The organism is Deltaproteobacteria bacterium (assembly GCA_016219225.1).
Lineage (GTDB): Bacteria > Desulfobacterota > RBG-13-43-22 > RBG-13-43-22 > RBG-13-43-22 > RBG-13-43-22.
Genome location: JACRBX010000200.1, coordinates 1 through 12,697, shown reverse-complemented (window position 1 = coordinate 12,697; position 12,697 = coordinate 1). Strand labels below are relative to the sequence as shown.

Annotated in this window: 8 protein-coding genes and 1 pseudogene; all 9 read left to right on the top strand. The window is 53.2% G+C overall.

Annotated elements, in window-relative coordinates:
• Positions 1-258: 258 nt before the first annotated feature.
• The 9 genes and pseudogenes from fusA (at position 259) to HY879_17040 (ending at position 12,488) form a co-directional block, all read left to right on the top strand.
• On the top strand, positions 259-2,325 hold the full coding sequence (gene fusA / locus HY879_17080; protein ID MBI5605051.1) for an elongation factor G: 2,067 nt from the start codon (positions 259-261) through the stop codon (positions 2,323-2,325).
• A 355-nt stretch (positions 2,326-2,680) separates the two neighbouring features.
• Positions 2,681-4,654 (top strand): sigma 54-interacting transcriptional regulator, encoded by a 1,974-nt coding sequence (locus tag HY879_17075; protein ID MBI5605050.1) that lies wholly within the window; start codon positions 2,681-2,683, stop codon positions 4,652-4,654.
• Positions 4,655-4,859: 205 nt separating this feature from the next.
• Entirely contained in the window at positions 4,860-5,954 is a 1,095-nt protein-coding gene (locus tag HY879_17070) for an NAD(P)-dependent alcohol dehydrogenase (protein MBI5605049.1), read from the top strand.
• Positions 5,955-5,999: 45 nt separating this feature from the next.
• Positions 6,000-7,717, top strand: a pseudogene (locus HY879_17065) (aldehyde ferredoxin oxidoreductase).
• 163 nt (positions 7,718-7,880) lie between these two features.
• The gene (locus HY879_17060; protein ID MBI5605048.1) at positions 7,881-9,122 is read left to right on the top strand and encodes an amino acid ABC transporter substrate-binding protein; all 1,242 of its coding nucleotides are present in this window, start codon (positions 7,881-7,883) and stop codon (positions 9,120-9,122) included.
• Positions 9,123-9,247: 125 nt separating this feature from the next.
• The gene (locus HY879_17055; GenBank protein ID MBI5605047.1) at positions 9,248-10,117 is read left to right on the top strand and encodes a branched-chain amino acid ABC transporter permease; all 870 of its coding nucleotides are present in this window, start codon (positions 9,248-9,250) and stop codon (positions 10,115-10,117) included.
• A gap of 4 nt (positions 10,118-10,121) precedes the next feature.
• Complete coding sequence (locus HY879_17050; GenBank protein MBI5605046.1) at positions 10,122-11,054, top strand: branched-chain amino acid ABC transporter permease; 933 nt, start codon at positions 10,122-10,124, stop codon at positions 11,052-11,054.
• 5 nt (positions 11,055-11,059) lie between these two features.
• Complete coding sequence (locus tag HY879_17045; GenBank protein MBI5605045.1) at positions 11,060-11,779, top strand: ABC transporter ATP-binding protein; 720 nt, start codon at positions 11,060-11,062, stop codon at positions 11,777-11,779.
• A gap of 4 nt (positions 11,780-11,783) precedes the next feature.
• A complete protein-coding gene (locus HY879_17040) occupies positions 11,784-12,488 on the top strand; it encodes an ABC transporter ATP-binding protein (protein ID MBI5605044.1) in 705 nt (234 codons plus the stop codon).
• The last annotated feature ends 209 nt before the right edge of the window (positions 12,489-12,697 follow it).

Genomic DNA, 12,697 nt, shown 5'->3' with positions numbered 1-12,697 from the left:
GGCGGGAATCCAGGCTATATGTAACTAATTAAAAACACTGGATTCCCGTTTTCACGGGAATGACGTAAATCGGCGCTTTTGGACTTATTACGAACGCATCAACTTTGTCTTCAACCGATCCCTGATCCCTAATTGATACTTGATACCTGCATCCTGCATCTTGTAACTTTCCTATCATCTTTAAGGTTCATTTCCCCTCTTGACGAAGTTGAAAAAATAGCCTAAAGTTCTACCACTTTTTAAGGGAAGAGACAAATTATGGCCGGCGAATCCCGCCTTCGCAAAACCAGAAATATAGGCATCATGGCCCATATCGATGCCGGCAAAACCACTCTGACCGAGAGGATCCTTTATTACACCGGCCGGTCCCATAAGATGGGAGAGGTCCATGATGGTGAGGCCGTTATGGACTGGATGCCCGAAGAACAGGAAAGAGGGATTACTATCACCTCGGCGGTTACCACCTGTCAATGGCTGGGCCATACCCTTAATCTCATCGATACCCCGGGGCATGTCGATTTCACCATTGAAGTGGAGCGTTCCTTACGCATCCTGGATGGAGTGGTCGCTGTTTTTTGTGCCGTCGGGGGGGTCGAACCCCAGTCCGAGACCGTTTGGCATCAGGCCGACAGATACCATGTGCCCAAGATCGCTTTCATCAATAAAATGGATCGCATCGGTGCCGATTTTAATAACACCGTTAACCAGATCAAAGAAAAATTGGGGGCCCGTCCATTGATCCTCCATTTGCCCTGGGGACGGGAAGATGGATTTCGGGGGACCATCGATGTATTGAATATGAAGGGGATTATCTGGCGGGAAGAAACCCTGGGTATGGAGTACGAAACGATTGAAATACCCGAGGACCTTAAGGACGAGGCCCTGTTTCACCGGGAACAATTAGTGGAGACCTTGGCCGACCTGGATGACGGCCTTATGGAAATGTATTTGGGCGGTCAGGAAATCCCCTTGCCCGACCTGTTGGCCGTTATCCGCAAAGGCACCGTCGACCTGAAAATTGTCCCCCTTTACTGCGGGACGGCCCTGCGAAACAAAGGGGTCCAGCCTTTATTGGACGGTATCGTCCACTTTCTGCCCAATCCGATGGATATCCCTTCGGTTGCCGGTCGAAATCCGATCAGCAAAAAAATGGAAACCCGCCCGGCCTCCGACGATGCCCCTTTTTCCGGCCTGGCCTTTAAAATTGCTATGGACCAGGGGAGGAAATTAACTTATCTGCGCATCTATTCCGGGATCCTGAATGTGGGTCAGGAGATTTTGAACCCTACTAAAAATATCCGGGAACGCGTCGCCCGGATGCTGCGCATCCATGCCAATAAACGGGAACGGATCGAGCAGGCCCGGGCCGGGGATATCATCGGTCTCATGGGGCTTAAAAACACCACCACCGGGGACAGCCTGACCGATCTCGATCATCCGGTCATCCTTGAGGCCATAGACATCTATGAACCGGTTATTTCCCTGGCCATCGAGCCCAAGACCGTCGGCCAGCAGGAAAAGATTGTTAATGTCCTTGAAAAAATTTCCGAAGAAGACCCCACCTTCCGCTTCAAATATGATGATGATTCGGGTCAGACCATCATCTCCGGTATGGGGGAATTACACCTCGAGGTCTTACTGCATCGCATGGAGCGGGAGTATAATCTATTGGTGAATATCGGCAAACCCCAGGTGGTTTATCGGGAGACCATCTCCGAAGCGGTGGAAGTGGAGGAAACTTTTGATCGTGAATTGGGGGGCACCCGCCATCAAGCCCAGGTTCGATTGCATTTAATTCCCAATACCCGGGGGGAAGGAAATGTATTCCTCAATATGATCCCGGAAGACAGCCTGCCCCAGCCACCGATTGAAGCCATCAAATCTTCCATCAACGAAGCCTTTACCTCCGGGGTCCTGTCCGGTTATCCGGTCACCGACGTCAAGGTCATTCTGGAGTCGGGCCGGACCATGGAGAATCAACCCTCTGAAATGGCCTTTCGGGTAGCGGCTTCCTTGGCCTTCAGAAACGGCTGCCTGAAAGCCTCCCCTGTGCTTTTGGAGCCGGTCATGAAATTGGAAATCATCGTCCCCGATGAATTCCTGGGCGAAGTCATCGGGGATATCAACGCCCGTAAAGGTAAGATCGAACAGATCTTTCCCAGGAACAGGGTGCAACAGGTTCAAGCCCAGGCCCCCTTGTCCCAACTGTTCGGCTATTCCACGGTCCTTCGTTCGTCCAGCCAGGGCCGGGCTACCTTTTCCATGCAATTTTCCCACTATAACAAGGTCGCCTCTCCTTCTTCCTCAGCCTTTCAGAGGGTGTGATAGTGCCCTTTTTTTTCAACTAAAGTTATCCTTCGAATTCGACCAAGCTTCCAATCAACGGCACCTAAACCTAACGACATTAATGATCGCGCATAATGTCATTCCGACGAAAGTCGGAATCCAGTGTTCAAGGTTCTCCGGATGCCGGAGATAGTCCGGCATAACGGCCCAGGATATCTCCCCCCTATGATCATCATAACCTTCTTTCGGATTGATGATGCAGTTTCAACTATCCGAAAATATACTATTACTCATTGATTTTATTATACTTATTTTTGTCTTGAAAAATATTTAATATTCTTTAATAATTGCAATCGGATTCAGAGAATATTCAGGGTTTTTTGAGGTGAAGATTATGAGGAGAGCACTGGCACAGAGAACCGGGTTTTACGAGGTCTGGAGCAAAGTTGTCTCCGGGGGGAGTGTTCATGAAGTACCGGTAAACATCCGGTCATCCTGGGAACGGTGTTTGAATGCCCGCGTCAATCCTCGAAAAGAGCCGGCTCTGATGCGGATAGATCAGGTCGCGATCCGCAAACGCATCGATGAACAGTCGGATCTCCATCAAATCCTTAAGACCCACCATAAAAATATAGAGGAATTTTTCTCCTTTTTGCCGATAGGCATCTTCTTTGCCGATAAAGACGGCTACGTCCTGTCTTTCGCCGGCGATGAGAAGATCTTCAAAAGGATGGAGGAGAGTTCACAAACAGCCATCATCGGCAGCTCCATTAAAGAAGAGATTATCGGGACCACGGCTCCGGGCATTTGCCTGGAAGAGAACCGTTTTGCCGCCGTTAATGCCGAAGAACATTTCATTGAGGACATCCACTGGGCCAGTTGCATTGCCAGCCCGATCTTTGATGAAGAAAAAAATCTTTTAGGGGCTTTGGATTTTACCGTTGCCTGGAAGGATATGGAAAAATTAAGGCACCTTATCCCCATTTTGTTTAACACGGCCAATTCCATCCAGTTCGAGCTCTCCATAAAAAAGAAATTAGACCAACTGGAGCTCTTCCATTCTTATTATCATTCTACCTTTGATTATTCCCGCAGTATCCTGGTGATGGTCAATACCCGGGGAGAAATCATCGATCTGAACCAGCAGGCCAAAGAGTTCTTTAAAGTCAATGCCCAGGGAATTAAGAACAGGGATGTCAGGACCCTCCTGGGGGATAAGAGCAAAATCGAGCTCCTATTCAAAGAGTCGGGAGGAAAGATATCCTTGGGCGGCAGGAATTCAGATTTTTTGGTTATCGATTCCATACCGCTTTTCGATCCGGCCGGGCAAGAGATGGCCTTTTTGCTGAAATTCGAAAAAGAGAAAGTGTTCAAAACCATCCCTGAAAGGGTACCCAGGATGACCAGGTATACTTTCAGAAACATCATCGGGAGCAGTCCTCAGATTATACAGGTAGTGGATAGGGCCAAAAGGGCGGCCAAAACAGGATCTACGATCTTGATTGAAGGGGAAACGGGGACTGGAAAAGAGCTGTTTGCCCAGGCGATTCATAGTGAAAGCCCTCAAGGAAGCGGTCCTTTTATTGCCCTGAATTGTGCGGCCATCCCCCATGACCTGATTGAGAGTGAGTTGTTCGGTTATGAAAAAGGGGCCTATACCGGTGCCCGGCAGGATGGAAATATGGGAAAGTTTGAACTGGCCAACGGGGGAACGATCTTCCTGGATGAAATTCACCTGATGGACCAACCGGCCCAGACGAAATTATTAAGGGTGATCGAGGAGCGCCGGCTGACCAGGATCGGCGGGAAATATGCCATCCCCTTAAATATCCGCATTATTGTCGCCAGTTCGGTGGACCTTAAAAAAGAAATGGAAAAAGGTCTTTTTACCCCGGCCCTTTTTTTCAGAATCAATGTCGTAAAGCTTTTCATTCCCAGCCTGAGGGAAAGGAAAGAAGATATCCCCTTGCTGATCGATTACCTGATCGGCGAGATGAACCAGAAATTTAATCGGTCCATAACGGGGGTAGAGCCGGAGGCTTTAAAAATTTTAGGCCAATTTTCATGGCCGGGAAATGTCCGAGAGCTGAAAAATTGCCTGGAGAGTGCCTATAATTTCTGCATCGGAAAGACCATTGGTCTGAAGGATGTGTCGGACCATCTCTCTTTTGAATCGGAGCCGGAAGCCGTCACAGGACAAACCCTGGAAGCGATCACCAGGGAGGTATTGATCGGATCACTCAATCGTTTTGGCACCGTAAAAGAAGCGGCCAATTCTTTAGATATCCCATTAAGTACTTTTTACCGAAAAATGAAGGAATTTGGTGTTAACCGGCAACAAATTTTTAAATCCGGCCCCCGCCTTTAATTGGTCGTTTTACCAAAATGAGAAACGATTTTCAAATTGACCAAGCCATAAGAAAGCCTGTCTTTATCCGGGCTCAGGCTTCGTTATCTTTTTTCCTTTAAAATTAAAACGTTCTATCCGAAGAAAACCTGATTTTACTATTGGCACCGGTTTTGCTTATTTATTACGGGTTAACTTTGCATCCTTAACTCCAAGGAGGTTGCCCATGAAAATAAAAGCTGCGGTTGTTCGCGAAAAGGGAGGTCCCTTCAGAATCGAAGAGGTGGAACTCGATGATCCCCGGGAAGAGGAGGTGTTGGTCCGTATCGCCGGCTCCGGGGTCTGTCACACGGATCTCGTAGCCAGGGATCAATATATGCCCGTACCGCTCCCCGGGGTGTTCGGGCATGAGGGTTCTGGAGTGGTGGAGAAAGTCGGCGGGCGGGTCACCAAAGTAAAACCCGGTGACCACGTGGCCATGAGCTACCTTTCCTGCGGTCTTTGCGTCTCCTGCAGGAAGGGCCGGCCCAGTCATTGCCTCGACTTCCTTCCGTCTAACTTCGCCGGGGTCCGGGCCGATGGGTCATCGACCATGAGAAAAAATAGCCAGCCCATCTACGGTTCTTTCTTCAACCAATCCTCTTTTGCCTCCCATGCCCTGGCGACCGAGCGGAATGTGGTCAAGGTGCCCAAAGATGTTCCTTTGGAATTGCTGGGACCTCTGGGGTGCGGCCTTCAGACCGGCGCCGGTGGGGTCATGAACACTCTCCGACCTGAAGTCGGTTCTTCCATCGCCGTCTTTGGCGCCGGTTCAGTCGGTCAGAGCGCCATCCTGGCGGCCGTCGCCGTGGGTTGCACCACGATTATCGCTGTGGATGTCAAACCGGAGCGGCTCAGAACAGCTCAAGAGTTCGGGGCCACCCATAGTATCAACTCGTCGGAGACCGACCCGGTGACCGAGATCTGGAGAATCACCGGTCATGGCGTAGAATACTCCCTGGAGTGCACCGGTATTCCTCAGGTTTTTCGCCAGGCCGTGGATGCCCTCATGATGGGCGGGGTTTGCGGCCTCATTGGCGTGGCCCCTCCCGGTGTGGAGGCGGGTCTCGTAATGCAAACCATCCTCAACGCCCGGACCATCAAGGGCATTGTGGAAGGCGATTCGAACCCGGACCTCTTTATCCCGAAGCTCATCGATCTCTATAAGCTGGGTCGTTTCCCTTTCGATCGGATGATGACCTTCTATTCGTTAGACCAGATCAACCAGGCCGCTGAGGATTCGGAAACGGGAAAGGTACTCAAGGCCGTGGTACGCCCGTAGTCAGAATTCATAATGAGGTAATAATCTATTTTTAAGGAGGCAGATATGAAGTTTATCCGAGTCAACATGAGCAACCAGGCGATCACCACGGAGGAAGTTCCGGAGCAGTACCTGGGTCTTGGCGGAAGAGGTCTGACCTCGATCCTGATCAATGCCGAGGTACCGCCCAAATGTGACCCATTAGGTCCGGAAAACAAGCTGATTATCGCCCCGGGATCTTTGAGCGGCACCTTGCTCATCAATACCAGCCGCCTGTCCATCGGCGCCAAAAGCCCCCTTACTGGCGGCATCAAGGAGAGCAATGCCGGGGGTACTATTGCCGATGCCCTGGGGCGGTTAGGGGTTACGGCCATCATCGTTGAGGGCCAGGCCCCGGAAGGCAAACTCAGCCTGCTCAAACTGGATAAAAACGGCGACATCCGTCTGTCTTCGGCCCAAGAGTATAAAGGCCTGAGGACCTATGCCCTTACGGAAAAGCTGCTTAAGCAGTATGGGGAGAAGAATGCCCTTATTTGTATCGGACCGGCCGGTGAATACCGGCTGGCCAGCGCTTCCATCCAATCATCGGATGTGGACGGACGTCCCTGCCGGGCTGCCGGGCGCGGGGGATTGGGCGCGGTCATGGGCGCCAAGGGTCTTAAGGCCGTCATCGTCGAGCAGGGCGGGAAATCGGCCGATGCCATCGCCGATCCCGAGGCCTTTAAGGAGGCGGCCAGGATTGTAGCCAAGGTGGTGAAGGCCAATCCCATGAGCGGAGGTATGATGCCGGCCCTGGGTACCGCCGGTCTGGTGGCGCCGGTCAATGCCATGGGCGCTTTCCCCCCTACAACGCCCGGAAAGGGGTGCTGGAAGGCTGGGAGAAGATCAGCGGAGAGGCCATGGCTGAGATGATCTCCAAACGGGGAGGAAAAACCACCCATATGGGCTGCGCCCAGTGCATCGTCCATTGCTCCAATGAGTTTGTGGATGAGCAGGGGAAATATGTCACCAGTTCTCTGGAGTATGAAACGATCTGGTCCCTGGGCGGCATGACCGGTGTGGCCGATCTGGATATCATCGCCAGGCTCGATTTCCTCTGCGATGACATCGGCGTGGATACCATGAATACGGGGATTGCCGTGGCGGTGGCCATGGATGCCGGGTACCGGAAGTTCGGCGATGGGCAGGCCGTTATCGAGATGGTGGAGGAAATTGCCCGCGCCACGGAGATGGGAAAGATCATCGGCAGCGGTCCGGCGGCCGTGGGCCAGCATTTTAACAATCCCCGCATCCCGGCAGTCAAAGGTCAGGGCGTGGCCGCCTACGATCCCCGGGCCATGCAGGGTAACGGCGTGACCTATGCCACCAGCCCCATGGGTGCCGATCACACGGCCGGCAACCTGGTGGGAGAGTACCTTACCGGGGCACTGGATCCATTGAAGCCGGAGGGCCAGGTCGAGACCTCCAGAAACCTCCAGATCGGTATGGCCGCCATTGATTGCACGGGCCTGTGCTTTATGGCCGCTGTGGCCCTGGTGGAGGGTGAAGGGGCTGAGGCCTTTCTGAAAACGATCAATGCCAAATTCGGCACCCAGTTTGGACCGGAAGATATCCCGGTCCTGGGAATCCGGGTGCTGAAAGCCGAGCGGGAATTCAACCGAAGAGCCGGATTTACGGAAAAAGATGACCGACTGCCCCGGTTCTATTACGAAGAACCCCTTCCCCCGCATAACCAGGTCTTTCTCATCAGCGACCAGGCCATGGACAGTACCTTTGATTTCTGAGGGCAAGGGATAAAACGGAAGGAGGTGGGGAAGGGGCTCACAATACGCATTTAAGGAAACCGGATACACCCGAGAAACGGTTCCGCGCAGTATGATGACGGCCAAGGAATCCGATCAGGATTCATGGGGACATTATTATCACATTATTTAAGGAGGGGATAACATGAAATATCTTAAACAGGCAGTTTATAGCATTGTACTGATTTCACTGGTCGTATTTCCATTAACAGCCTTCTCGGCGCCGAAAGCCAAGGACAAGATCGTGGTCGGCATGTCCAGACCTCTCTCGGGCTGGATGGCCCAGATCGGAGACTCGGCCTTCAGACCGGTCTATGAGACCTGGGTAAAAGAGGTCAATGCCCAGGGCGGGATCTTCGTCAAGGCCTACAACAAGAAGCTGCCCATAGAGTTAAAGATCTATGATGACAAAAGTGATGTGGGCACCATGACCAGGTTGACCGAAAAATTGATCCTCCAGGACAAGGTCGACTTCCTCTGGCCGGCCTGCGGTACGGCGTTTCTCTTTGCCCAGGCCCCGATTGCCAATAAGTATAACAAAATACTGCTATCGGCGGAAGGCGGGGCCACCAGCATCCGGGACATGATTGCCAGCCTGCCCTATCTCTTCATCCCCTTAAGTTTCTCTGACTGGTACCAGTTACCGGTACTGGCCGACCTTCTGGCTGATAAGGGTGCTAAGACGGCCTACATTATCTCCATGGCCGACCTCTTCGGCATCGAGTATACCGGCGTGGCGGGCATTGAGCTGCCCAAGAAGGGGATCAACATCGTCGGGATGAAAAGCGTGCCGCCGGACATCAAAGATCTCTCCTCCATATTAAAAGAGGCCCAGGCAACCAAGGCCGACGCCCTGCTGGTTCTCGCCTATCCCGACGCGGTCATACTGGCCACCAAACAGTGTATGGAACTCGGCTATAACCCAAAGGTCTTCCTGGGCGGCCCCGGGGTCAACTTCGGTTTCTATCACGCCATATTCGGTCCGGCCACCGATGGCGTATTGGGATTTTCCATGGCCAGCAAGAAGACCTCTCCTGCCATGAAGACCCTTTTTGAGAAGCTCTATAAAGGCAAGCCCGAGGCGGTCCACGACTATTGGGGACATCCGCTCTATTGGGCCGCCCTGGAATTCTGGAAGCAGGCCATCGAGAAGGCCGGGACCCTTGACAACAAGAAGATACGGGATGTCATGGCCAAGGAGACCTTCAATACGATCCTTGGACCGACACGCTTTGTAAAGGGTTTTCTGGACAAGGAATCCCACACCGGTGAGATCGGCCAGTGGCAGAAGGGAGAATTCGAGGTGGTAGGCCCCAAGAACAAGGCCACGGCCCCGATGATCTATCCCAAGCCGAATTGGCCGGCCCCAAAACCGGAAAAAAAGTAGGAAGATTAGGGTGGAAATAGGTCTTATAGGACTTATAGGACCTATTTTCGCCACCCTGATAATGGCACTTCTACCAATTTTGGCCTTGCTGTGCCTGAGTAACAAAAACATAGGAACCGACCTTTATGATTGTGACAATCCTTGACGTGGTGGTGGCCGGCTTGTTGTTGGGCGGGATCTACGCCTTGATCTCCGTGGGCTTGAGTCTTCAGTACGGCGTCGCCCGGGTCCTCAACGTCGCCCATGGGGAGTTCATGATGCTCGGGGCCTTAACCACCTGGTCTCTGAACCGGGCCTTCGGGCTGAACCCTCTGATTGCCATAGCCTTATGCGGCCCTGTTGCCTTCGGCGTGGGCTACGGGCTCCACAGAACCCTGTTCAAGCGGCTGCGGACCTCATCGCCCTCCCTGGCTGTCTTTGAGGGTAATTCGATGCTCGCCTCTTTCGGCCTCCTTTTTATCATTCAGAACTTAGCCTCCATAGCCTGGGGCACCGAGATCAGGGCCTATACCTATCTGGCCTACCCGGTCAATGTATTCGGGGCCCTCTTCGCGGCCAATCGCCTGGTAACCCTGGCCTTCGCCGTGGTCATCGGGGTGGTCTTCTATCTCTTCCTGGTTCGCAGCCGACTGGGAAAGGCGATCAGGGCAGCGGCCCAGGACCCGACCATCGCCGGATTGATGGGCGTTAACATCAATCAGGTGCTGGCTTTATGCTTTGGCTTTGGCGCCCTGATGGCCGGTCTGGCCGGCCTGCTGGTGAGCATGTCCTATCCTGTTCATACGACCATGGGCCTCGAATACACGATCATCACGATCATTGTGGTCGTCCTGGGCGGGCTGGGCAGTATCCCGGGCAGTTTCATCGGAGGGTTCGTGCTGGGCCTTATCGGCAGTATTGTGACCAAGATAGAGCCGGGGTTGTCTTTGGCTGCCTATTACCTGCTCTTCATGCTCCTGCTCTGGATAAAACCCACCGGCCTTATGGGGAAGTAGCGATATGAACACACCCTCGATTATTCTTAAGAATCTGTATGCATGGGGATTGGCGGTCCTGATCCTCTTCGCCATTGCTTTACTGCCCCTTTACGGGTCCGAATACACGATCATCCTGGTGACCGCCATCATCATGTATGTCGCCTTGACGGTAGCCTGGGTGATGTTTTCCGGTCCCACGGGCAACATCTCGCTGGCACCGGCGGCCTTTCTCGGGATCGGCATCTATACTTCGGCCGTACTGGGAAAGGTTCTGCCTCTGCCGGCAGTCATCGTGGCCGGCGCCCTGGCCAGTTGCGGTCTCGCTCTGCTGGTCGGTGCTTTGACCCTGAGACTGAAAGGTATCTATTTTTCCATATTTACTTTCGGCCTGGTCGTGCTGATCCAACAGCTCATCTTGTGGTACGAAGTACGGCTGACGCACACCCGGGGCAGATTCGTCATCGTCATAGACAATATGACCATCTTCTACGTCATGCTCGCCATCCTCGCGGTTTTGGTGCTCACGGCCTTCCTGATCCGGGAGTCGAAATTCGGTTTGGCCCTGAAGAGCATCGGCGAGGACGACGAAGCCGCGGCCCATAGCGGCGTCAACGTGACCGTTCTCAAAACAATCATGTTTGGCGTGAGCGCCTTTTTTATGGGGGCCACGGGGGCCATCATGGCGACCAAATGGACCTACATCGACCCCTACATCGCCTTCAATCCGCTCTTTTCCTTTATGCCGGTATTGATGGCCATTTTCGGCGGCATGGGGACTTTCTACGGCCCCATATTGGGGGCGGCCATTTTTGCCTATATAGAGGAAGTGCTTATAACCGAGTTCCCCTATTACTATATGCTCATTTTCGGTATCATCCTGGTTGTGGCCATATTGTATCTGCCCGGCGGGTTGGTAGGTTTGGTACAAAAGTGGAGGAAAGGAGGCCCGGCCTAAGCACTATGCGAATCCTTGAAGGAAAGGGAGTAACCAAGTTTTTTGGGGGGTTGGCCGCCATATCGAAGGTCGACTTTCATGTCGACCGGGGCGAAATCGTTGGGCTGATCGGTCCCAACGGGGCCGGCAAGACCACGCTGTTCAACCTGATATCGGCTGCAATCTCCGTGGATTCAGGGGAAATAGGGTTTAAGGGCAAGAGGATCAGCGGCTTGAAATCCTATCAGGTCTGCAGGACCGGTGTGGCCAGGACTTTTCAGTCGGTAAGGGTCTTCCCAAACCTGTCGGTCCACCAAAACGTGACCCTGGGTGCGATCTTCGGCACATCGAGCGGCAGGTCTCCTGCGGAGGCGACCCAAGAAGCCCTGGAGCTTCTGGAGTTCGTGGGGCTGTCGCTGCCGGGGACAACGCTGGCCAAAGACCTCACCCTGGCCCAACAAAAGAGGTTGGAAGTGGCCAGGGCCTTGGCTACCAAGCCGGAGCTGTTGTTGCTCGATGAGGTGATCGCCGGTCTCAATCCCACCGAGACCGCTGAGGCCATGGAGCTGGTCACCAGAGTCCGGCAGAGAGGGGTCACGATCATGATGATCGAGCACGTCATGAAGGCGATCATGAGCATCTGTGACCGAATCATTGTGCTCCATCATGGTGTGAAGATCGCCGAGGGGACACCCAAGGAGATCGTCACCAATAGAACGGTGATCGAAGTATATCTGGGGGAATAAATCGATGCTTGCAGTCAAGAGTTTGTCTACTTTTTACGGAAAGATCCAGGCCCTGTGGGAGGTCAGCTTCGAGGTCCAAGAAGGGGAGATCGTTGCTTTGGTCGGGGCCAACGGGGCCGGCAAAACGACGCTCCTTAATACCCTGTCCGGAGTAGTCCCCGGGACATCGGGCAGCGCAGAATTTTTGGGCCGGCGGATAGACGGCCGGCAATCCCCCTCGATCGTGGAGATGGGCCTTTCTCAGGTCCCTCAGGAAGGCAGACTTTTCCCCGAGATGACGGTCCGTGAGAACCTGGAGATGGGCGCCTATCTTTCCCGGACCTGGGGCCGGAGAGAAGAGACTCTCCAGGAGGTCTATGCGATATTCCCAAGGCTTAAGGAGAGGAGTGGACAGATCGCCCGGACCTTGAGCGGCGGGGAAAAACAGATGGTCGCTATCGGCCGGGGGTTGATGTCACGACCCAAACTCTGTATGTTTGATGAGCCGTCCTACGGGCTGGCACCTATTGCCGTTTCGGAAATATTTAAAGTCATAAGGTCCCTGCCGGAACAAGGGATCACGGTGCTGCTGGTTGAACAAAATGTCAAACAGGCGCTTGAAATGTCCGATCGCGCCTGCGTATTGGAGAACGGCCGGTTGACCCTGGAAGGGGCCTGCCGTGACCTTATCGAAAATGATCACGTCAGAAAGGCTTATCTGGGGCTGTGAGGGGGTTACGGGTTGCGGGTTGTTAAAGAAAAGATCAGGCTCGATACAGCGATTTTTTTTACCTTGGGATAATTGCTTTTAGGTAAACCCCCGGCTCTGCCGGGGGACTCCCAGAGTTCGACAATTCCGGGAGTGGGGGTTTTCAGTATCGACAACGAGTAATTAATGTTTTCCATTTGAAGACCAAACCTTGATTTGACCGTCATTCC

Coding starts and splice junctions, on each gene's coding strand:
- fusA (MBI5605051.1), top strand. CDS start 259: ATGGCCGGCGAATCCCGCCTTCGCAAAACCAGAAATATAGGCATCATG.
- HY879_17075 (MBI5605050.1), top strand. CDS start 2,681: ATGAGGAGAGCACTGGCACAGAGAACCGGGTTTTACGAGGTCTGGAGC.
- HY879_17070 (MBI5605049.1), top strand. CDS start 4,860: ATGAAAATAAAAGCTGCGGTTGTTCGCGAAAAGGGAGGTCCCTTCAGA.
- HY879_17060 (MBI5605048.1), top strand. CDS start 7,881: ATGAAATATCTTAAACAGGCAGTTTATAGCATTGTACTGATTTCACTG.
- HY879_17055 (MBI5605047.1), top strand. CDS start 9,248: ATGATTGTGACAATCCTTGACGTGGTGGTGGCCGGCTTGTTGTTGGGC.
- HY879_17050 (MBI5605046.1), top strand. CDS start 10,122: ATGAACACACCCTCGATTATTCTTAAGAATCTGTATGCATGGGGATTG.
- HY879_17045 (MBI5605045.1), top strand. CDS start 11,060: ATGCGAATCCTTGAAGGAAAGGGAGTAACCAAGTTTTTTGGGGGGTTG.
- HY879_17040 (MBI5605044.1), top strand. CDS start 11,784: ATGCTTGCAGTCAAGAGTTTGTCTACTTTTTACGGAAAGATCCAGGCC.